A 23,740-nucleotide genomic window follows, 5' to 3' on the forward strand; every position below is an offset into this window, starting at 1 on the left:
TATTATACCTCTGCCATACACATTGCTAGAACTTTTGTCAAAACCTCAACATAGCGATTTAAATCCGCTTCATTGTGCACCTCAGTGACACATACCAATAAGCTATTGGCTTGTTGAGCATCAAACTGACCCAAATCATAACCTAACTGTACGTTTTCTTTGCTTGCAAGCGCCTTCGCTTCTTTAGCTGAAATCGGTAAATCAATAACTATTTCATACATATAGTTATCAGTAAATCGAACATTAACACCTGATATTTTTGCTAGCTTTTCTATCAATCGATGTGTGTTCTGATGCGATTGTAATGCTACTTCTTTTAAGCCAACAGCACCCATCAACGTCATATAAACTGTTGCCGCCGTTACAAGTAAGCCTTGATTTGAGCAAATATTTGATGTTGCCTTAGCACGTCTGATATGCTGTTCACGTGCTTGCAGTGTCAAACAAAAAGCCTCTTTACCATCAACATCAACCGTGCGCCCCACAATACGCCCTGGCATTTGGCGCGACAACTCTTCTTTGGTGGTAATAAAACCAAAGTAAGGTCCACCACCACTTAGTGGCAATCCTAAACTTTGACCATCACCACAGGCAATATCGGCACCATCTTCGTCTTCGCCCCAATATCCCGGTGCTTTTAACAAGCCTAGCGTCATTGGGTTGACAAGACCGATAACCATTACTGAAGACTCATGCGCCCAATCAGTTATTGCATCAAACTCGGTAATTTGACCATAAAAATTAACTTGCGGCACGATAACAGCGGCATAATCACCTACTTCAATATCCGGTAAGTCATCAATCTCAGTCCTCCCGATGCTTGGATTTGGCGTTAAAAACTCAAGCTCAACCCCTTGGGCATGTGTCATTGACTTAATGACATCAACATACTGCGGGAAAATCGCATCAGTAATCAGCACTTTTTTACTCTTGATTTTCTTATTGGCACGCACTGCCATCAATACGCTTTCAGCCAAAGCCGTTGCACCATCATACATCGAGGCATTAGAGATATCCATACCCGTTAATGAAGCGATCATCGTCTGATATTCATATATCACTTGCAATGTCCCTTGTGAGGCTTCCGCCTGATAAGGTGTATAGGATGTATAAAACTCACCGCGACTAATCACATCCGTGACAATCGCTGGTGTGTAATGCTGATAAGCACCCGCACCAATAAAGTTGGTTTGCGGAATATTTTTAGCGCACTTGTCATTGAACAAACGATGCATTTGACACTCATTTAAACCATCTGCCAAGTTTAAATGACTTTTACTTTTGATCGATTGGGGAATTTCATCAAACAAGTCTTCAACTTTTTTTGCTCCAATCGTATAAAGCATCATATCAATGTCACGCTCGGTATGCGGCACAAAAGGCATATAGGCTCCTTAGATAGTGATGAAAAAATAAGTTGCACCACTCATTACCTCGCCCCTTGCGGGAGAGGTCGTGCAGCTTGCGCTGCGCGGGTGAGGGGGAATTAAAATTCAACCTATTTTTTCATTGTTACTATATTTCTATCATTCTACTTACAAGGGCGTATTCAATACGCCCCTACTTTTATTTAAAAATTTACAAACAAAAACGCCCGATGTCATTGCAGCTCACCGGGCGTCTCTTTATATGCCAAACTTAAGCATCAAGCTCATCTGCATATTCTTCTGCAGATAATAAATCATCTAACTCGGTTGGGTCATCCATTTTGATTTTGAATAACCAGCCCTCATCGTAGCAGGCATCATTAACCATTGATGGTGAATCAACTAATGCTTCATTGATTTCAATAATTGTCCCTGAAACAGGTGCGTAAACATCAGAGGCGGCTTTCACTGACTCAACAACACAGACATCGTCCCCTGCTTTCACTTCATCATCTAATTCAGGTAACTCGACAAAAACAAGCTCACCCGCACTAGATTGCGCAAAATCGTCAATCCCACAAACGGCAATATCACCTTCAACACGCACCCACTCATGTGACTTGCTATAGCGACACTCTTCTCTTATTTCTGCCATTTTTTTCTCCTTAGCTTTTATATGTTATTCGTTAAAATATTAATTTTCAGTCACTGCCTTTTGGCACTCTTTATATACTTTTTCGCCTTTGCGCACAAAAGGAAACTGCACGATTTTAGCAGACACTTGCTTGTTGCGAATCTCAACAAATACGTTCTCAGCATCTTTAGGAATACGTGCTAAAGCAATACTCTCAGATAAAGTAGGCGAAAATGTGCCACTGGTGATAACACCTGTTTTGCTACTTCCTTCAACTACGACTTTTTGACCATGACGCAACACTCCGCGATCCAAAAGCACTAAACCGACAAGCTTACTATCAATCACAGGCTTTTTATTAAGTAATGCCTTTTTACCGACAAAGTCTCGATCATCGGTTAATGATACCGTCCACATCAAGGCTGACTCGATCGGTGTTGTCGTTTGATCCATATCTTGCGAATAAAGGTTCATGCCCGCTTCTAAGCGCAAAGTATCACGTGAAGCTAGACCACATGGTGTAACGTCTTGATCGATAAGCTTATCCCAAAATGCACATGCTTCACTTGCAGGTAGTGAGATTTCATAGCCATCTTCTCCGGTATAGCCAGTGCGCGCAATCATCCACTCACCATTTTTATGCATAGAAAATGGTTTTAAGCTTTTTACTTCTGTTGTAGCCAAATCAGTCAGTGCCGCATCGGCTTTTTGGCGTGCAGCAGGACCTTGCACAGCAATAATTGCCAGATCATCACGCACATTAATTTTTACGTCAAAATTACCTTTATGCTGATTCATCCACTCAACATCTGTTGTGCGATTTCCAGCATTAATCACCAAACGAATAAAGTCATCACTAAAATGATAGGCAATAAGGTCATCAACAATGCCGGCTTCTTCATTGAGCATGCAAGAGTACAATGCTTTACCTTGCGGTATTTTATTAATATCATTGGCTAATAAAAATCGAATAAAGCGCTTTGCATCCTTGCCAACAATATCCACCGTTAACATGTGACTGACATCAAACATACCTGCATTTTTGCGTACCGCATGGTGCTCTTCAATCACACCCTGATATTGAATAGGCATCTGCCAGCCAGCAAAGTCAACCATTCTTGCATTATGTTGTAAATGCTTTTCATATAAAGGTGTTCTTAATCCCATTATGACCTCGTGTGGCTTAATCCTTTTATGTCGAGGGCTCATTATAGCCAAAACAAAATAGCGAATAAATCGCTAATTGGCAGAAAATTACAGAATTCAAATTTCCCTCACCCGTACAGCATAAACTGCACGACTTTTCCCGCAAGGGGAGAGATACTAGCTGATGCAATCTTCACATTGTTTACTTCACTAAACAAATAAGCTAAGGTAGCCGTCAGTTTTATTTACTAAGCATATTTTACGATACGATGATTCACTGGTTTCCAGGGCATATGCACAAAGCAACAAAAGAGCTTATGAAGCTTATGCCACAAATTGATATTGCAATTGAAGTTGTTGACGCACGCGCACCTGAGGCAAGTGCTAATCCAGTATTGCATGAAGCGGCAACAAGCAAGCCAATTATTAAGATTCTCTCTAAGTCTGATTTGGCTGATCCCAGAGTCACCAAACAATGGCTGCAATTTTATAATGGCAAAGCGCTTGCTCTGGATATTGCACGTGATAAAAAAAGTGCGCAAAAGATTATTCAATTATGCAAAAAACAACTGCCTCATCGCGGTACACTCTTAAAACCGATACGTGCCGTTATTTTTGGTATTCCTAATGTCGGAAAGTCTACGCTTATTAATAGCCTTGCTAAACGCAAAATTGCACAAACAGGCAATGAACCGGCAGTGACTAAAAAACAACAAAAAATTGAAATCGAGAAACATTTTTATCTTAACGACACACCTGGAATTATGTTCCCAAGCCCTAGAGATGAAGGCTGTGGCTTTAAGTTGGCTGCGATTGGCTCCATTCGTGATACCGCCATGGATTACCCAACTACTGCCTATTTTATGCTTCAATTACTTAAAGAAGACTACCCTGGTGTATTAAACACGCGTTATAAAATCGCTGAGGATTCTGAGGATCTAGAAAAAATACTCATGTGTGTTGGACAAGCACTTGGGCAGCAACATATGCACCATATTGCTGAGAAAATCATTCAAGATTTCCGCCAAGGCAGAACAGGGAAAATCTCCTTAGAGACACCTGAGAATTATTTAAAATTTCAGGTAGCTGAAGAAATTGAAAATAATATCTGATTTAACCTTTCTTAACAACAGAAGCCTCACCTGAGGCAAATACACGTTCAGTATTACCAATTGTAAGTTTTAATTGACCCAGCGCATTAACGCCATTAGCAATACCTGTAATCACTTCTTTATTTAAAATATTTAAACCAATGGTTTTGCCTTTTAAATAATCGTACTTAGCATAATCATCAATAAAGATACCAAAATCATTATTTTCAAATCGCTCTAACGTTGAGATCAGTTTATTGCTAATGCCGATGGCTAAGTCATTGCGATCAATATAATGATTTAATTCACTTGCTAATGATGTCCAATCTTGGGTTATATCATCACTTTGCTGCATATTAACGTTAACACCTATACCGATAACAATCTGACTTTGCGCATTGGATTCTGCTTTTACCTCAATCAAAATACCCGAAAGCTTTTTGGCATTAATATAAATATCATTTGGCCATTTAATTTTAACATCTAGCATTGGATATTTATTCACTAACGCTTTCACGACACTCACTGCCACTGCCAAACTCAAGCCTGATAGCTCACTTAATTCTTTTTGTAAGCTTACTTTTAATGAGTAATATAGGTTCTCAGCAAAGGGTGAGCGCCAAACACGATCAAAGCGTCCTTTACCCTGACGCTGTTCCTCTGCCATACAGATATGATACTCACTTTTAAGTGCTGAATTCTGCAAGTAAGTATTGGTTGAATCAACAGTTGTTAAGCACTCAAGAGCTACATTTTCAACCGCAACACCTGCCAAAATCGTTGTTTGATCCAGCATAATAAGTGGTGATTGTAACTTATAACCATAAACACGATGCGACTCAATCGCTATATGATAATCATTTTGCAGTTTCTGAATCGCTTTCCATACCGCAGCTCGTGTAATTCCAAGCGTATTACCGATGGTAGTGCCATCAATATAACTCTCATGACTTAATTGCTTTAAAATCTCTAATGTTGTTGTATTCAATAATAATTACTCCGTTTTACAACTGTGTATTTATTTACATATTCAAATAATATTGACAGTGAGGAAATAAAAACATGCCCCAAAGAGCATGTCTTGATAAGATATTAAAACTTTAAAAGCTGATTTTGCCGTAATTAGAGTTATTTCTTCTTAGGCGCATAAATATCGGTTGCTGTTCCTTCATAAACTTCTGTTGCCATCATTAAGGTTTCAGACAGGGTTGGGTGTGGATGAATCGTCAACGAGATATCCTCGGCATCACAACCCATCTCAATGGCTAACGCGGCTTCTGCAATTAACTCACCGGCATTTGGACCGACAATACCGGCACCAATGATGACATGGTTCTCATCATAAAGGATTTTTGTGATCCCTTCATTGCGTCCGATGCTAAGGGATCTACCACTTGCTGCCCATGGGAATACACCCTTGTCATACTTAATACCCTTTTCTTTGGCTTCTTTTTCAGTCACACCAACCCAAGAAACTTCAGGATCAGTATAAGCCACGGCTGGAATGCATTTTGGTTCAAAATAATGTTTCATACCACAGATCACCTCAGCAGCAATACGCCCCTCAGGCACGGCTTTGTGTGCTAACATCGGCTGACCGACCACGTCCCCTATCGCATAAATATGTGGCACATTAGTTTTTAGCTGATTATCAACAGCGATAAAGCCACGCTCATCGACATTAACACCTGCTTTCTCGGCATCGATCAACTTACCATTTGGTGTACGCCCTACCGCCAAAAGAATGTGATCAAAGCGCTCATCTTGAGCTGGCTTTTTACCTTCCATTGAAACATAAAGACCATCTTTTTTCGCTTCAACTTTAGTCACTTTCGTCTCTAAGCGAATATCATACCGCTTAGACATCATTTTCTCATATGGCTTAACGATATCTTTATCTGCCGCACCCATAAGTTGATCCATAAACTCAACAACGGTGATCTCAGAACCTAATTCACTATAAACTTGCGCCATCTCAAGACCGATGATACCACCGCCAATAACCAGCATTTTTTTCGGCACTTCTTTCATCTCGAGCGCACCTGTTGAGTCAATAATACGTGGATCCTCTGGAATAAATGGTAATTTAATTGAGCTAGAACCCACTGCGATAATGGCATTTTCAAATGCAATTTTCTTAACGCCATCTTTTGTTTCAACAGCAAGCTCATTACTGCCTGTGAATTTGCCATAACCTTGTACAATTTCAACTTTACGTTGTTTGGCAAGCCCTTTTAAGCCACCGGTTAACTGACCAACGATCTTATCTTTATAACCTAGAATTTTATCTTTATTGAACGTTAAGTTATCAAAACTAATCAAGCCATCTTTTTCTAAGTGACGCGCTTCATTAATCACTTTAGCGACATGCAACAACGCTTTTGATGGGATACATCCAACATTCAAACACACACCACCAATGGAATCATAACGCTCAACAAGTACCACTTTCTTACCTAAATCTGCCGCACGAAATGCTGCACTATAACCGCCAGGACCACTACCTAAGACAACGACTTCTGTTTTAATATTATTTACATCACTCATTTTTTTACCCTTTGTTTATAAAAGTATTTCTCTTAAATCTGCCAAAATTGCACAATAACGCGTTAAGAACTGTGCTGCTAACGCGCCATCAATCACGCGATGATCAGTAGATAGCGATAATGGCAGCATTGTTCTTGGCGCAAACTCTTTACCATTCCATACCGGTTTAATGGCAGCCTTTGATACACCCATAATTGCCACTTCAGGCATATTAATAATTGGCGTAAATGCAGTCGTACCTAAAACGCCTAAACTTGAAATCGTAAATGTCGCACCTTGCATATCATCAGGTTTTAACTTACCATCACGTCCTTTCTTAACTAACTCCATAATCTCGCGTGAGATTTCAAAAATACCTTTTTGATCAGCGTCTTTGATGACGGGTACAACTAGCCCTTTCGGCGTATCCGCGGCAAAACCAATGTTAAAATATTTCTTAACAATTAAATTCTCACCATCATTGGATAATGAGCTGTTAAAACGTGGATATTCTTTTAATGCCACAGCAGCAGCCTTGATCAAAAATGATAACGGTGTCACTTTAACACCTGCTTTTTCAGCAGCTGGTTTTTTCGCATTTCTAAAGGCTTCAAGGTCGGTAATATCCGCATCATCATAGAAAGTCACATGTGGGATCTTCACCCAGTTGCGCGCTAAGTTCTTGGCACTTAATTTATTAATGCGTGATAAAGACTCAACTTCAATCTCACCAAACTTAGCAAAGTCAATCTGTGGATCAGGTAAAAGATCTAATCCACCACCACTTGATACGTTGCCTGATTGAACTGCTTGCACGGCTTTTTTGATATAGTTTTCGCAATCTTCTTTGGTAATGCGCCCTTTGCGACCTGTTGCCACAACGCGTGCTAACTCAACACCTAAGATACGCGCTAAACGACGCACAGCAGGCGATGCATGGGCATTGGTGTTATGCACTTCAGTTGCTTCAAATCCAGCTGCTGACTGAGTTTGAGCGGCTGGGGCAGCAGTGATAGCTGCTGCTTTGGTTTCTGGTTGTTTTGCTGCAGGTGTAGCAGTTGCTGCACCTGCAACCTCAAGTGTTAGCACCAAGTCACCTTGTGATACTTTATCGCCTACTTTAATTTTGACATCAACAACTTTACCTGATTCAGGTGCTGGAATTTCCATTGACGCTTTATCGGTTTCAAGTGTTGCTAATGAGTCTTCTGCATTGATCTCGTCCCCTGGCTTGACGTTGATTTCAATGACATCAACCCCTTTATAATCACCAATATCAGGAACGGCCACATCGATCACTTGTGTACTTTGCGCTTGTGATGGTTGGGCTTCTGATGCTGCTGGCTCCGCTGGTTGAGGTGACGCAGATGAAGCAGCTGCATCCGTTTCTACAGATAGAACCAATGAGCCTTCTGAAACCTTATCACCCACTTTAACATTGATCTCTTTAACCACACCGGCAAAGGGGGCTGGCACTTCCATTGACGCTTTGTCCGTTTCTAGGGTAACCAATGAGTCTTCCGCCTCAATCACATCTCCTACGTTGACATTCACCTCAATTACATCAACATCTTTATAGTCACCAATATCTGGTACTGTGACTTTTTGTATTGCCATGCAATTTTCCTCTTGTTTTTAATTTGATTTTAAAATGCTTTTTTGGGTGTACGCAACTCCCTATTGGGCGTATGCAATACTCTCTCTTGGGCGTATTCAATACGCCCCTACTAGTGATTAATCGGGTCAAGGCGCTCTGGATCAATATTATATTTCTTGATCGCCTCTTTAACCACTTTAGCAGTCACCGCACCTTCACGTAACAAACCGGTTAATGCTGCAATAACTACATGGTAACGATCTACTTCAAAGAAGCTTCTTAAGTTCTCACGCGAATCAGAGCGACCAAAGCCATCCGTACCCAACGTAATATAATTTTGAGGCATAAACTCACGTAACTGCTCGGTATAAAGCTTAATATAATCCGTTGAGGCAATCACTGGACCTTTGCGATCTTTTAAACATTTCTCAATATGCGTTTGTTGTGATTTTTTATCAGGATGAAGCATATTCCAACGTGCCACTTTACGACTATCACGATAAAGCTCATTGGCTGAGGTCATACTCCAAATATCACTGGATACACCAAAATCTTTTTCTAACAATTCAGCGGCGGCTTCCACTTCACGCAATATGGTGCCTGAACCCATTAACTGTACATGCTTTTTAGCATCGGCTTTTTTGGCACCTTTTAATAAATATAAACCTTTGATAATGCCTTCTTCAGCACCTTCAGGCATCGCGCCATGCACATAGTTTTCATTCATTACCGTGACATAATAGAAAACTTGCTCACCCTCAACATACATGCGACGCATACCATCCCAAAGGATAACAGCAAGTTCATACGCATACGTTGGGTCATAAGAGATGCATGATGGAATAAGGCCTGCTTGAATATGGCTATGCCCATCTTCGTGTTGAAGTCCTTCGCCATTAAGTGTCGTGCGTCCTGCTGTACCACCTAATAAGAAACCTTTGGCATGTGAATCCCCTGCCAACCATGCCAAATCACCAATACGTTGAAAGCCAAACATTGAGTAATAGATATAAAACGGAATCATCGGTACACGATGGACACTGTACGAAGTCGCTGCCGCTAACCATGAGCAAAAGCCACCGGCTTCATTAATGCCATCTTGAATGATTTGCCCATCAACCGACTCTTTGTAATACATCACTTGCGCTTTATCTTCTGGCACATATTGCTGACCACGGTGGTTATAAATGCCTAGTTGACGGAACAAACCCTCCATACCAAAAGTACGCGATTCATCTACCGTCACCGGCACCAAACGATCTTTGAGCTCTTTATGACGCGTCAGATTAACAAACATACGCACAAATGCCGTTGTCGTTGAAAACTCACGATCACCGCTGGCTTCTAAAAATAACTTACCAAAATCCTCATAGCTTGGAATCGGCAGCGCTGTATTATCCTCAAAGCGTGCGGGGACATATCCATCTAATGCTTTACGTTGCGCATGTAAATAGGCATGCTCTTTAGAGCCTTCTTGGAATTTCACAAATTCCATGTTTTCAACTTGCTCATCCGTTGCCGGTACATCAAAGCGATCACGAATATATTTCAATGCTGCGGTATCTAGCTTTTTGACGTTATGGGCAATGTTCTTAGACTCACCCCATTCGCCCAAACCATAGCCTTTAATCGTCATTGGTAAAATAACCGTTGGCTTACCTGTTGTATTATTTACCGCACGTTGGTAAGCCGCATAAACCTTGATTGGGTCATGACCACCGCGCATTAAGTTCTGTACATCTTCATCAGTGTAGCCTTTGCCCATTTCTTCTAGCTCTGGATCGCCACCGAAAATGGTTTGGCGCAAATCTTGTCCGCCATGCGAACGCGCAAACTGCATCTGACCATCATTCATTTGTGCTAAGCGTTGTTGCAGTTTACCATTGGTATCTTTAGCGAATAATGGCTCCCAATTGCTACCCCACAATACTTTAATGACATTCCAACCGGCACCCGTAAAAATCTGAGCGAATTCTTCAACGATCTTACCATTGCCATCAACTAGACCATCTAAGCGCTGAAGGTTACAGTTAATCACGAAAATCAGATTATCCAAGCCTTCACGTGCCGCGCGATTAATCGCCCCTAATGATTCAGGCTCATCCATCTCACCATCACCACAAAACGCCCATACACGCCGATCTTTGGTTTCGGCTAATTGACGCGCTTGTAGATATTTCATAAAGCGTGCTTGGTAAATTGCCTGCAAAGGACCAAGTCCCATCGAAACGGTTGGAAACTGCCAATAGCTTGGCTGTAAATATGGATGAGGATAAGACGATAAACCTTTATCACCATTGAATGCTTGTTGGCGGAAGTTCTTTAGCTGTTCTTCAGTTAAACGCCCTTCAAGATAAGAGCGCGCGTAAATCACAGGCGTTGTATGCCCTTGATAAAATACTAAATCTCCGGCTTTTGTTTCATTTGGCGCATGAAAGAAGTGATTAAAGCCGACTTCATACAGCGTCATAATGGACGCACCTGAGCCAATATGCCCACCTAACGTGCCATCTTTTTTGTTGGCTTTAGCAACCATCACCGCAGCATTCCAACGATTAAGATTCTCGATTTTTTGCTCAATTTCCAAATCCCCTGGATAACCAGACTGATCAGCCACTTTAATCGTATTCATAAACGAAATACTTTTGGCAGGCGCATACGCGCTATCAATGCCAATTTCGCCAGCGCGATCCAATAAGCGATTTACCAGAAAACTAGCACGCTCTGCACCTTCACGCGTCACCACATCTTCTAATGCTTCTAGCCACTCTTGCGTTTCGGTTGTATCAATATCATGAAACCTTTCAGACATGTTGCCTCCATAGACGGTTAAAGCTTAATAAAGCTAAGTATTAAAAACGGCGACAATTATAAACCTAAGATACCTGAAAATATAGGCGAATTAGCATTTTAGCGGAAAAGCTTGTGACCTTTGATTAAAACACAATCACAAAGTAATATCTTTTGTTCTAACCTCTTTGAAAAAAAGTGCAATCACAAAAGATAGTAACATTAAAATAGGAATTAAAATCATCATATATTGATACGCTTGATTCAGTCCATGCGTACTTTTAAAAAACTGTAACAAGAAACCAGACAATGGCTGCAATATTGCACCACTTAATGGTAAGAACAAATTAATAAAAGCAATACCAACACCAAGTTGTTTATTCTCAACATGCCCTTTGATCATCGAAAAATTAAGCACATGCGCACTTTGCATCGCACCAAATAAAAAGCATAGTAAGTAGATGAGATATACATTTAAATCTACGTAAATGAGCAATAGCACAACGACAAATCCAATAATTGGCGCCCATATTAAGAAAACTTTGTCTTTATTTATAATTGTCGCTAATGTCCCCCAGATTGGACTTGAAATAGCAACCGAAATAAAAATTAAACTGCAAGCAAATGCCGCTTGCGCTTCAGTGATATGATGAACACTGCTTAAGTAGCTAATTCCCCATAAATCAGCAAAAACAACAGTAGTGCCATAGATGGTGAAAAAATACAGTCCGTTTAACAAAAGTTGGCGATTTTTAACCATTTTACCTAGTGCTAAAATCTGCTGCCAAACCGTCTCCTGATGAATTAAATGACGCTTTTTATCCATTGATGGATGTTTACGCATAAAAAGCGCACTCACCAAAAACAATACCAAACTGATTATTGCGACCACAAAAAACACTTGTGAAACCGTGTAATGATCCAAAAATAAAACCAAAGGCAATGCAGAGAGCGCACCACCGGCATAACAGCTAAACTGAGTGAAGCCTACAAACATTGAAAACAATCGATCTGGCAACCATAATGACAATGATTTTAACGCACACAGAATGCCAAACCCACCAGCAAAGCCCGCGATGACGCGTGCCAAGATCATCACAATGGGGTTATGGCTTAATGAAAACATAAACATGGCTATAGTAAACAAAAAAGTACTACAAACCATGATACGCTTAACACCAAAGCGATCTACCAATAGTCCTGCTGGGATTTGTGATATCACATAAGATAGGTAAAATGCTGAGCCTAGAATTGCAATCGTTGATGAGTCAAAACCATAGTCATCACGTAATGACAATGCCAAGGCATTGGTTGATGAGCGCACAAAATATTCAAAGCCATAAAAAAGCGCACAAATACTCCAAATAAATAGCCCCAATGCCGTGAGCTTTTTGACGGTGTTATTTACGGTATCAGAATGATTAGAATGCACGTTATCCCCTTCTAAATCTTAAATAATAAAATGATATACTTTCGTGAAATCACCCATATTTACAATCCATAGTAAGGTTGTTTTATTCGACTTAATGTCAACCGGTGTCTCTTTTAATGCAATGTCTAACGTATACTTTCCTGGCTTATACTGCTGCTCAAATAGTTGAATATTATTAGGCAATAGCAACCAACTACGCTCATCGGCTTGCGCGGTCATGAAGCTGTAAATCGACCCTGCCAACAAACCCCAGCCACCGGCTTGATTACTCGCTTCATACGTTGCTAATGATTTTACGACCAAGCGAATCACTTCACGGGTAATAATCGCAGGATATTCTTCAGTCAATGACTTCATTGCCATTTGCGTGGTATTCACCAGCAGTGATGTCTGACCTTTATCGATGATTTTCTTATCTTGTGTGATATACAGGTCTTTTGCTGGCAACAAGGTGTATTTTGAAGGGTAATACGCCACAGCCACCTCTTGTAAACCAAGTTTGCCTAAAAACAGCGGCAGTTTAAACGCCTCTCGCGGGGTGACAAAACCTTGCTCATACAGCACAACCAGACGTCCTTTATTATTATCATACGCACTGCCACCATTAAACCCACGCTCCATTTCTTTGTATGTTTGCACTACGTATGGATTATCTGGCAATAGGCGTTTAGCATCTTTAATCGAGACAAAAGCATTATTGTAATTATCGTCAAATGCTTCATATAGGATACTTGCCAAGTAATAGCCAAAGCCATTTTCATAGGCATTGCTTGCATCCTTTACCGCACTGAACATTGCATTGATTTCTTGTGATTTATTAAGACCTAATTTGTCTTGGTTAATCCCTGCCTTACTTGTATCTTTTTGATATTTACTTTGCAAATCTCCTGCCATTAACTTTTGCTGATACGTCCAATATTGCGCATTACTTAATTGACGAATAGCCACAAGTGCGCCACTTAGGTCATTCTCAGATAAATAATTAAGTGCCTGATATGGGTATAAGAATGTCATTGCATAATCAGGTGTTGAAAATGGCAACTCACGATCATTGGTAAGTACCGCGCCCATATTCTCAAGCACTTTAGATACTTGAATTTTCGCTGCCATTTTACTGGTTGCTACTGTTTGGATCACTGCTTGATAATCTTTCTTAGACTCGGCAACATTACCATTTAGTTGCGCTAAACGCGCTTGCTCTAATAAATATAAGTTATCAGTTGTAGGTTTATCACCAAACGCTTCAACAAATGCCTTTTGTGCTTCGGGTATATTACCACTTGCTGCATCTGCCTTTACTTGCTTCATTTTATTTGGGTAGGACGCTGAAAAAGTCGCACATCCTGATAACATCAACGCACTAACACACAATAGACTTAATGCGCTATTTTTAATTGTTTTTTCCATTGTCTTTAATCCAAACCACTACTTTGTAGGATAAACCTGTAAACCCCTGACAACCGTATCAGCCTGACCTGAGAGCACTTTTGCTATTGCATATTTTGGCATCACACTCATCACTTCAAGCTCAGCAAGCTTTTTACCTTGTATTGGAATATGCTCGCCTGTACTTGGATCGATTACCGTATCTGCTTTAGCACGCACTTCAAACTTTTGACCAACCTGTACGCGATCACCACCTTGATTAAGATAAACCTCATCACCGTGAACGGTTAATATCGTTAGTGGATAAATTAGCCCAATCACTTGATTAGCGATCTTCTGCCCTGCTTCGTCAAACAAAGACTGTGCAATCGCATTTACCGCTGTGTTTTCTGAATTTATTTCTTTTGCAACATCCGATGATGGTAAGTAAACTTTAACACTATCCGACCATTTGATTGCCATCGTTGCCGTTTCAATCACGCGATAATTGATCACAACACCGACATGCCAAGTTTTAAAGTCCTCACCATAAAATGATTTTTTAGTTTGATAAAAATCAAAGCTTGCAATATCACCAACCACCATAAAATCAGCACCAATCAACTGCTTGATACGCGCCTTTTCAGCAGGTTTTGCATGCCCTGATTCCAGTACTGCCATTTCATCTTTATATGCGCCAAAATCTTCAGCACTGCGACTGACCACATTAAACTTGCGTGACTGGACAAACTGGTTTTGCAATGCCTCTTGAATCATTGGTTTTACTTGCTCTAGACCGATCAAGCCATTAATTGATCCAGGCATAAAATGAAAAGGTGTCAAAGCAATGGAGTAAAGCTTCAGTTTCTCACGCTCATCAACACTTTGATATTCACTCATTTTGACAACGACCGTTAATTGCCATACGCCATCGACTTCTTTGCTATCAATCACATCATAGCCATTGATTAAGCCTTTGGTTGCGGTTTTAATGCTTGATTCATAGCTTTTTGATAGTTTAACATCTGCCTTCACATCACCATAATCACTGCTTTTAGCATTAATATTCGCATCAAAAGTTTTATTAATCGACTGCTCAATTGATGACACATCAACGCCATTAACTTGTGATACCGCTTGAACTAATGCGCTGTTTAAAGCCTTGTCATAAGTCTTACCAACGCCTGTGACATTTTTTGATACTTCTGTCACTTGTGCAAATAACACAGCAGGAAGCAATGAAAGTGCTAATATCGTTTTTTTAATCATTATCGATTCTCACTTAAAACTGATGTAAATAAGGATTGTCTTCACTCTCGCTCACAATCGCCTTATTGCTTTGTTTATTTTGTTTATTTACCACATTTGTTTTATCAGTATTGTGTTTTTGCTGTGCTTGATTATATGTGTTGGCATTAAAATCTTTAACCTTCTGCGCCAAGCGCATACTCGTTGGCGACCACGCAAGCACTACACCATAGATAGCATCATTGTTGCCTTTTTGTATATAGCGCCATGTTTTTGCCACTTGAACACCGGATAATGACGTGCTTGCCGTGTTTTTAATTTCATTATCAAGCATATTAATTAGGTTATTTGTTGACTTAATGTTTTCTTTGTCGGTAGTGAGATTTCTAAACACATACTCAGCACTTTCTCTACCTAATTTTGTTAGCTGACTGGTCGTCATTGAGGAGTTTAAGAAGTTAGCATAATTTGCTTCAGCAACTGCACGTGCTTGCGCCACTGCGATATCCAAAGAGTTAGCTGAACCACGACGTTGATAAGCAAATTGCGCATACGATAAAATAACTGGCTCACCACGCTCATCAAATACAATACGAATACCAAAATCATTTTTCAACACATTGGCTGATTTATTGACAACCTCATTGATACTCAGACCTTTTTGATAATGTATTGATGATGCTTTACCTGATTTAACATCCGTCACCAAAGTCCTTATTTTCTCAGAATATAACGCAATAACTGCAACATATTGCTGATTATCTTTAGTCACGACAAATGTCTTTAACGGCAACAAACCTGCAACCTCTAGATAAGCGTTTTTATACGCTTCAATCAACATCTTTTGAAATGCTACTTGTTTTTTAAGCATCGGATCTTGAGCAATTTTCTCAGCGTCAACACCTTGTTTTGCTAACTGTTTGTCTAAATCATTACTCTTTATCGCAATATACTTATGATACAAGGAGCTCATCGTACTCCAAAAACCATCACCACCTCCGGGCAATTGATCATTGTCAATGTCATATTTATTTGAGCTGTCATCTTGATGGTTCTCAAATACTATTTTGGTTAAGTTCTTACTAACCACACTGTTTACCAGTTCAGCTTGCGCTTTTAACATCGCCTCTTGAAATGCAAGCTGCAAAGTCGTTGCATTCATCACGTTATTATCATTATCACTTTTAGCCACTTTAGCGTAGGCAGAATACACTCGCGTATCTTCGTTATTAAAATTCAAGCCATTACTAGCAATATAGGCGCCCACCTTATCCATAATGACTTCTTGAGCAGTACGATCATCTTGTCCTACTTTCTCTGAAATAGCTGTATCTTTAGCAGCCGCTTGATTTATTGTACCTTCAACAGACGTCTTTTCGACTTTTGCCGGTGTTTTTGCACCACTTGCACCTACGTCTGTAGTTACTTGATTTTGCTGTGCAGCATATACATTAATACCTGCCACCATAAATAAAGTGGCAGCAATTGCTTTTAGTTTCATAAAAGTCCTTATTTACTGGAGTTACGCACTTTTTCTATTACAACACCCCGACTCACAAGCTCGGCACCCCTCTTGTAAAGAGGGGAATAAAATCACCTTTGCCTAATTCCCCTCTTTGCAAGAGGGGTGGCAGCCCTAGGCTGACAGGGTGTTTATAAAATCATAGTTTTTCCCAAAGTGCGTAACTCCAGTTATTTATTTTAGAAAATGCAGCACCTAAACAATAGTTATTGGCAATACTAGATATTTAGATCACATCCAAATATGACAACTCATGATCACTCCCTAGCTTGATCCGAGAGCCCAAAAAACATCTAATCAATATTTATTAATAGACTACCACCCAAAAGAGCTACGCTTTTGTACTTTGCGGATTTGTTTTTGATCTTGCCATGTAATAATGCCGGTTTTAAGATCAATCATTTTTAAGGTAATTAAATAGAATAAAGATTGCTGATCACTATTCATCGACTGCATATCGGCAATGCTGCCGTAAATCATATATTGTGCACCAATTTGCTGTCCCATCTTTGTTGCTGTTGCTTGATCAACCATGCCAGATTGTGATTGATAATCCATCTGCTCTTTCATGTGTTTGACTTGCGACATATCGGTGAATTGAAACTTACCACTATTGATAATCTCAGTCGAAACCGTATTCGCTAGCATACCTGTATTAATATGCTCAGCTGTTTCGTTTTTAATCGTACTAAAGAATACAACCGGTTGCTTACCACCTGCAGTAATGCGCGCAATGGCAGGAGAGGCTAACATACCCCCAACCATTTTTTGCGTTGTCGTTTGCAAGTCTGTTGAGTTGAAATTAATCGATGTCGTATCGACACCTTGCGGATCTACATAGCTAACATTATTGCCAGAGCTTGCACAGCCGGCTAATAAGCCAACAGATAGCAATGCCGGTAGCATATAAATTGATTTGGTTTTTAACTTTTGTTTCATATTCATTGTATTCACTCCATAATCCTTAGAATCCAAAATTCAAACGAGATTCTATTGAAAAAAAACCTTACTTTCAAATTGTATTTATTGTGCAAACATATATATTTTAGTTTTTGTCTATTAACTTTACAGCTAAGCCCCAAAATCACACAGACCATTGCCCTTTAAATTAATCATTGAACATTGTTGCCACAACTTCTCATTGGTAATTTTTCCTGTTTTATCGGCATAAGCATAATGTCCATCCTTGGTTAAGCCACAGACCTTAGCACATTGCAATGCATCTTTTTGATCAATACGGTACCAATATTGTGTACGTCCAAATAATGAGAAACCGACATAACCACGCACATAAAGTTTCTTGCCATTTTCTTGTGTTTGAATCTTGCAACTATAGACTTTGCCACTGGATGGATCCAAGATTGAACCATCTTCATATAACGCGCCATCTGTTCCATCCTTGTCACCATCCTTGTTAAAACTCCACATCATTTTCAAGCCTTGTACTTGATTGTTTGGATAGCTTGAATAGTCAAACTTATAACCATTTTCGTCACCCTTACCACACTTTTTACAGGATACGTCAGGCACTTGTTTTTTATCATCAACAATGTTTACAAAAGGCACAATAATCTTACCCTCAAGTTTGCCATCTTTACCTTTGTAAACTTGTAAAATTGACTGTGCTTGTTTGCCATCATCGGTATACTGCAACCAATAGCCAATGGGCGAATACAGATTTTGTGCTTTATGCATTGTAGCAATTGTTTGATCATTATACGACTTCACTGAAGCTTGATCAGTGACTGCTTGTGATAGCCCGATACTGGCAGTTACAGACATTGAAGCTAATAATGCTATATATTTTCCTTTCATCTTGTTTCCTTAAGTTGTTTATTTTAAAAGAGCGTTCTGACGTGCTCATAACTACGTATTGTTTCATCCGCTGTTATTAATGTTGCGCCATAAATACTTGCAGTTGCAATAATCATACGATCAGCAGGATCCTTATGATAATCAAAATTTGGTAAAGATGTCGAAGTCATTGCTATCTCATTGGTAACTGGGACAAACTCAACACAATCTATCATCTGCACTGTTTCAAGCCATTTTCTAATATCAATACGTAGACTCAACCTCCCTTTGTTAATTAGCATACAAATTTCCCATGCTGTAATCGACGATAATAGAATTCGACTTTTCTCTTGCTGAGCCTTATTAATAACCTTTACTGCTTTAGTGCTTAGCTTATCGTTACCGTCAACCCACCAAACTAAAATATGCGTATCCAAGACAATATCCATTTATGCCAGATCCCAATCATTATCTGCCACCGGTTTAGTTGGATCCTCAAATTTCATTACTGAGTCTTTCAATACATCCAAAGGCACTTTCTTTTTTATTAATGAGACCATTAATGATGGCTTACCATGATTTGTGATAATAAATGGCTGTCCCGTTTTTTCTATTGTACGGAAACACTCTAAAGCATGTGTTTTAAAATTTGATTTAGAAATCTGCTTACTCATAAAAAATGACCACCTATAATGACTATATCCATATTTTAGCCTTAAACCTTAGTAATGCAAACATTAATAGTTAGACTCCGCGCCATAAAAGTTAAAGCATTAATAACAGTAACGCAAGATAAACACTATTGACACTAGTCGTTTCTTAAAAATTTCGCTAACATACTGGCAATTTAGTAAATACTTTTACCCGCTACTTAGAACATAAAATTGGATAATAGAATGCAACAAACTTATGATTTCACCCAATTAGAAAAACACATCCAAGCCTTCTGGCAAAATAATCAATCTTTTAAAGCTGTTAAAGATACCAGCAAAGAAAAGTTTTATAGCCTGTCAATGCTGCCTTACCCTAGCGGCACATTACATATGGGACACGTTCGTAATTATACCCTTGGTGATGTCGTTAGTCGCTATCAACGTATGCTTGGTAAAAATGTATTGCAACCAATGGGTTGGGATGCCTTTGGTTTGCCCGCTGAAAATGCGGCGATCAAACATCAAAAAGCACCCGCTGATTGGACATATAGCAATATCGCTTATATGAAAAAGCAATTACAATCTTTAGGTTTTGGCTATGACTGGGATCGCGAGCTTGCAACATGTGATGATAGTTATTACAAGTGGGAGCAATGGTTTTTTATCGAGCTTTACAACAAAGGCTTAGTCTATCGCAAAAATTCAGTAGTAAACTGGGATCCCGTGGATCAAACCGTTCTTGCCAATGAACAGGTCGTTGATGGTCGCGGTTGGCGCTCAGGCGCACTTGTTGAGAAAAAAGAGATTCCACAATGGTTTGTTAAAATCACTGACTATGCCGATGAACTTTTGCAAGATCTAGACAAACTAAAAGGTTGGCCCGATGCCGTTAAAATCATGCAAAACAATTGGATTGGAAAATCTGAAGGTACAACGGTAACCTTTGATGTCAATGGCACAAAACTTGATGTTTTTACCACACGTCCTGATACGTTAATGGGTGTTACTTATTTGGCAATTGCTGCAGAGCATCCACTGGCATTACAAGCAGCTAAAGATAATGCTGAGATTGCTGAGTTTATTAAACAATGTCAACAGACGTCAACCATGGAAGCTGACCTTGCTACCCAAGAAAAGCTTGGCATTAAAACGCCTTTTTATGCGACACATCCCATTACAGGTGACAAAGTTGAAGTGTGGATTGCTAACTTTGTCTTAATGAGCTATGGCACAGGTGCTGTGATGTCAGTTCCAGCACATGATGAGCGTGACTGGGAATTTGCCCATAAGTATAACATTCCATTAAAACAAGTCATTGAGACTACTGAGGGTAATACCGATCTTAGTAAAGGCGCAATTACTGAAAAAGGCACTTTGATTAACTCAGGTCCATTTGATGGTCTTGATTTCAAGATGGCTTTCAACAAAATTGCTGAGCATTTAATTAGCAATAACACAGGCGAGATCACCACCAACTTTAGAATTCGCGATTGGGGTGTATCGCGCCAACGTTACTGGGGCTGCCCTATTCCCATGATTCATTGTGATCACTGCGGCATTGTTCCTGAAAAAGAAGAAAACTTACCTGTCAAATTACCTCAAGATGTCACATTAACCGGTGCCACGTCTCCTCTTAAGATCATGCCTGAGTTCTACCAAACAACCTGCCCACATTGTGGCAGCAAGGCAACACGCGAGACAGATACCTTTGACACTTTTATGGAATCTTCGTGGTATTACGCACGCTACACTTGCCCAACTGCTGATAAAATGCTCGATGATGAAGCCAACTACTGGTTGCCAGTAGATCAATACATTGGCGGTATTGAGCATGCGATCATGCACTTATTATATGCCCGTTTTTTCCACAAATTGATGCGTGACGCCGGTCTTGTAACAAGCAGCGAGCCATTTACCAACCTATTAACACAAGGCATGGTACTTAAAGACGGTGCCAAAATGTCCAAGTCAAAAGGCAACACGGTTGACCCACAAACTTTGATTGAGCAATATGGCGCTGACACCGTGCGTTTATTTAGTATGTTTGCCGCTCCTCCTGAGCAATCACTTGAGTGGTCTGATTCAGGTGTGGAAGGCGCACACAGATTCTTAAAGAAAATATGGAGCTATATTCATAACAACCATGACAAGATTAACCCACAAAGCACATTAAGCTTTGATAAATTAAGTAACGATGATACAAAGGCGCGTTTTGAAATCTATAGCGTATTAAAACAGGCGCTTTTCGACTTTGATAAGATGCAGTTTAATACGGTTGTTTCAGCGTGCATGAAGATCTTTAATAGCTTGCAAAACGCCTCAGATAGTACCGTTATTACTGAAAGTGTAAGCATTTTGCTGCGTTTATTAGCGCCATTTACTCCACACATTGCACAAGCTTTGTGGTCAGAGCTTCACTTTGGCGATGATATTTTAAATGCCGGATTCCCACAAATCGATAATCAGGCACTTATCAGTGACAACTTCACCTTAGTCGTACAAGTCAATGGTAAACTGCGTGCCAAGATGGATGTCTCAAGCACACTTACTGCCAAGGAGATTGAAGCTATGGTTGTTGCCGATGACGTCGTGAGTAAATTCCTTGAAGGTAAAACCATTAAAAAGGCAATTTACGTGCCGAAAAAATTAATGAATCTAGTGATTGGAGCCTAATGAATGATGCAGTATTTACGCTTTAAAACCTTTAATCTAAAGTTACTGCTTATCGCACTGTTTATTACTTTGCTTTACGGCTGCGGCTTTCACTTACGCGGCTGGAATGAAGGCATGCCTAAGTTTATGCAAAAAGTATATATCAGCTATAACGGCAGTGAATTTGGCTTTATTAACGCATTAAGCTCCATTGTCACCTCAACCGGTGCTGATATTGTTACTTCCGCCAAAGAAGCCAATATTATTATTCACATTAAATCTGCTGCACAAAGTAGTCGCTTAGTGGGTATCACCGGTGGCGCATCTTCTAATGACTACATCATGAGTTATACCGTGAGTTATGATATTTTAAATAACAAAAACCAAGTTATCCTCAAAAATCAAAGTAACTCAGCACAACAAACTTATACAACGAATGCAACACAACAGCTGAGTAACAATAGCCAACAGCAGCAAATATACAACACCCTACAATCACAAGTAGCGAGTAGTATTATCGTGCAAATGCAAAGTATTACACTTGATAAATATAATGAGCCATCTAGTGATGCATCTGAAGCACAATCATCATCTTCCTCAACTAATAACAATGCACAAATTAATAATGCAAAGATAAGTTGAGCTTCAATAAAGGCTTCGACTTACGCTCAGCCAGCGCTCACACAGTCGAAGTGGGCAAGAACATGGTCATAACCAATGGTTTGCAATGTGAATACAATTAAAAAGAATATGCAATCGTTGTTGATGTTGTCGTATTAACGCGTTTTTTATTAGCACTTGCCCAGCTACTACCATTGACCTTAAAGCCTAATTGTAAAATCAAATTTTTGTATATTTCTGTAGATAATGTGCTATTACTTTCATAGGTTGTTGCATCATCAGCTGTCCAGTTTACTAAGAAGCTTTGTTTGAAGCTCGAGCTATCGGTAAAGTTCCAGACATAATCAAGTCCACCCTGCGCACCAAGTGCGTTGGAAAACTCACCAGTATCTTTGACTTTTTGCTGCGTTAAACTTGGACCAACCGTCGCAATTAAGCTCATGGTATTATTACTATATAATTGACGCTGATAACCTACTGACTCTGATAAAATATAAGTATACGTATCAAGTTGGTCATTCAAGTAATTGACCCGTGCATAAACACCATTATTCTTATCAAAATTCCATGAAGTTTTACCTGTTGCTTGAAACTTATTGGTTTTAACTCCTTTACCATCGGGCATATCATCACGATTATATAAGTAACTCATCACCAATGTATTTTGCCATGGAATAATTGGGCTATAGCTAATATTGGCATTGGCATTATAATTCGTTGCCGCAGAGTTACCTGTGACAATGCTTCCACCTAAACCAAAGCTCGTTCCCTTCCAAGGATCTGCTACCGCTATGTTTGGTTTCTTCTGCGACAGGGCATCATCATTGGCAATACCTTCTGGCAGATTTAGACTATTAAGTGACGACGTAGATTTTGCCTGTGATGTTGCCGTAGTATCGGCACTTGATTTCGATGCCTGCTTTGACTGAACTGCTGATTTTTTCTGCTTTTGCAATGCGTCACCCCACGGACTAAGTACTGCGTCACTGGCGACTGGGACTTTGGCATCCGCAACGGAGCTATCCATTTTTTGTGTAACTGCACTTGTTTTTGCGCTTTGTGCTTTATCACTTGGATTAGCTTTAGGACTACCCGCATCAGCAATTGCCTGATAATGTTTGGCTAAATCTTCATAGCTTTGTGCTAATGCTCGATATTTTTGCGCCATGGTCTGTGCATCATCAGAGTTCATTGCATAAACTGCTGTTACGTTAAGCGCCCCTATCAATACAGCTAAAGAAGTTAGCTTTTTTGTCATTGTTCACTCCAGTTATTTTTTATTTTCTTTACCTTTTATTCGCT

Annotated in this window: 19 protein-coding genes; 3 read left to right on the forward strand and 16 right to left on the reverse strand. The window is 39.8% G+C overall.

Features of this window, described 5'->3' with window-relative positions; all coding sequences use genetic code 11:
- Positions 1-2 precede the first annotated feature (2 nt).
- The 3 genes from gcvPA to gcvT form a co-directional block, all read right to left on the reverse strand.
- The gene (gene gcvPA, locus ACTS4L_RS03130; RefSeq protein WP_440615209.1) at positions 3-1,385 is read right to left on the reverse strand and encodes an aminomethyl-transferring glycine dehydrogenase subunit GcvPA; all 1,383 of its coding nucleotides are present in this window, start codon (positions 1,383-1,385) and stop codon (positions 3-5) included.
- 253 nt (positions 1,386-1,638) lie between these two features.
- Entirely contained in the window at positions 1,639-2,022 is a 384-nt protein-coding gene (gene gcvH, locus ACTS4L_RS03135) for a glycine cleavage system protein GcvH (RefSeq protein WP_440615210.1), read from the reverse strand.
- Between the two features lie 39 nt (positions 2,023-2,061).
- A complete protein-coding gene (gcvT, locus tag ACTS4L_RS03140; protein WP_440615211.1) occupies positions 2,062-3,168 on the reverse strand; it encodes a glycine cleavage system aminomethyltransferase GcvT in 1,107 nt (368 codons plus the stop codon).
- A 248-nt stretch (positions 3,169-3,416) separates the two neighbouring features.
- Between gcvT and ylqF the strand changes: the two genes are divergently transcribed.
- On the forward strand, positions 3,417-4,259 hold the full coding sequence (gene ylqF, locus ACTS4L_RS03145) for a ribosome biogenesis GTPase YlqF (protein WP_440615212.1): 843 nt from the start codon (positions 3,417-3,419) through the stop codon (positions 4,257-4,259).
- A 1-nt stretch (position 4,260) separates the two neighbouring features.
- Here ylqF and ACTS4L_RS03150 read toward each other — a convergent pair whose 3' ends face one another.
- The 12 genes from ACTS4L_RS03150 to ACTS4L_RS03205 all read right to left on the reverse strand — a co-directional run bounded on the left by ACTS4L_RS03150 (position 4,261) and on the right by ACTS4L_RS03205 (position 19,186).
- Positions 4,261-5,226: a biotin--[acetyl-CoA-carboxylase] ligase gene (locus ACTS4L_RS03150; RefSeq protein WP_440615213.1), complete on the reverse strand. Its 966-nt coding sequence runs from the start codon at positions 5,224-5,226 to the stop codon at positions 4,261-4,263.
- Between the two features lie 140 nt (positions 5,227-5,366).
- Positions 5,367-6,785: a dihydrolipoyl dehydrogenase gene (gene lpdA, locus ACTS4L_RS03155; protein ID WP_440615214.1), complete on the reverse strand. Its 1,419-nt coding sequence runs from the start codon at positions 6,783-6,785 to the stop codon at positions 5,367-5,369.
- 15 nt (positions 6,786-6,800) lie between these two features.
- Complete coding sequence (gene aceF, locus ACTS4L_RS03160) at positions 6,801-8,381, reverse strand: dihydrolipoyllysine-residue acetyltransferase (protein WP_440615215.1); 1,581 nt, start codon at positions 8,379-8,381, stop codon at positions 6,801-6,803.
- Positions 8,382-8,491: 110 nt separating this feature from the next.
- Positions 8,492-11,173, reverse strand: coding sequence for a pyruvate dehydrogenase (acetyl-transferring), homodimeric type (gene aceE / locus ACTS4L_RS03165; protein WP_440615216.1), 2,682 nt, complete (start codon positions 11,171-11,173; stop codon positions 8,492-8,494).
- Between the two features lie 135 nt (positions 11,174-11,308).
- Positions 11,309-12,583, reverse strand: coding sequence for an MFS transporter (locus tag ACTS4L_RS03170; protein ID WP_440615217.1), 1,275 nt, complete (start codon positions 12,581-12,583; stop codon positions 11,309-11,311).
- A gap of 18 nt (positions 12,584-12,601) precedes the next feature.
- Complete coding sequence (locus tag ACTS4L_RS03175) at positions 12,602-13,990, reverse strand: COG3014 family protein (RefSeq protein WP_440615218.1); 1,389 nt, start codon at positions 13,988-13,990, stop codon at positions 12,602-12,604.
- A gap of 18 nt (positions 13,991-14,008) precedes the next feature.
- Positions 14,009-15,217, reverse strand: coding sequence for a CsgG/HfaB family protein (locus tag ACTS4L_RS03180; protein ID WP_440615219.1), 1,209 nt, complete (start codon positions 15,215-15,217; stop codon positions 14,009-14,011).
- Between the two features lie 13 nt (positions 15,218-15,230).
- Positions 15,231-16,697, reverse strand: a complete 1,467-nt coding sequence (locus tag ACTS4L_RS03185; RefSeq protein ID WP_440615220.1) for a DUF6844 domain-containing protein — start codon at positions 16,695-16,697, stop codon at positions 15,231-15,233.
- Between the two features lie 336 nt (positions 16,698-17,033).
- Positions 17,034-17,663, reverse strand: a complete 630-nt coding sequence (gene lpoB / locus ACTS4L_RS03190) for a penicillin-binding protein activator LpoB (RefSeq protein WP_440615221.1) — start codon at positions 17,661-17,663, stop codon at positions 17,034-17,036.
- Positions 17,664-17,789: 126 nt separating this feature from the next.
- Entirely contained in the window at positions 17,790-18,533 is a 744-nt protein-coding gene (locus tag ACTS4L_RS03195) for a DUF2147 domain-containing protein (protein WP_440615222.1), read from the reverse strand.
- 23 nt (positions 18,534-18,556) lie between these two features.
- A complete protein-coding gene (locus ACTS4L_RS03200) occupies positions 18,557-18,961 on the reverse strand; it encodes a type II toxin-antitoxin system VapC family toxin (RefSeq protein WP_440615223.1) in 405 nt (134 codons plus the stop codon).
- A complete protein-coding gene (locus tag ACTS4L_RS03205; protein WP_440615224.1) occupies positions 18,962-19,186 on the reverse strand; it encodes a hypothetical protein in 225 nt (74 codons plus the stop codon).
- A 222-nt stretch (positions 19,187-19,408) separates the two neighbouring features.
- On the opposite strand from ACTS4L_RS03205, the gene leuS reads away from it, so the two are divergent.
- Together leuS and ACTS4L_RS03215 are read left to right on the forward strand one after the other, a co-directional pair.
- On the forward strand, positions 19,409-21,838 hold the full coding sequence (leuS, locus tag ACTS4L_RS03210) for a leucine--tRNA ligase (RefSeq protein ID WP_440615225.1): 2,430 nt from the start codon (positions 19,409-19,411) through the stop codon (positions 21,836-21,838).
- A 3-nt stretch (positions 21,839-21,841) separates the two neighbouring features.
- Positions 21,842-22,459 (forward strand): LPS-assembly lipoprotein LptE, encoded by a 618-nt coding sequence (locus tag ACTS4L_RS03215; protein ID WP_440615226.1) that lies wholly within the window; start codon positions 21,842-21,844, stop codon positions 22,457-22,459.
- A 97-nt stretch (positions 22,460-22,556) separates the two neighbouring features.
- On the opposite strand, the gene ACTS4L_RS03220 is transcribed toward ACTS4L_RS03215, so the two are convergent.
- Entirely contained in the window at positions 22,557-23,696 is a 1,140-nt protein-coding gene (locus tag ACTS4L_RS03220; protein ID WP_440615227.1) for a DUF481 domain-containing protein, read from the reverse strand.
- Between the last annotated feature and the right edge of the window lie 44 nt (positions 23,697-23,740).

The sequence above is a fragment of the Cysteiniphilum sp. 19S12-1 genome (assembly GCF_052030685.1).
Classification (GTDB): Bacteria; Pseudomonadota; Gammaproteobacteria; order Francisellales; family Francisellaceae; genus Caedibacter.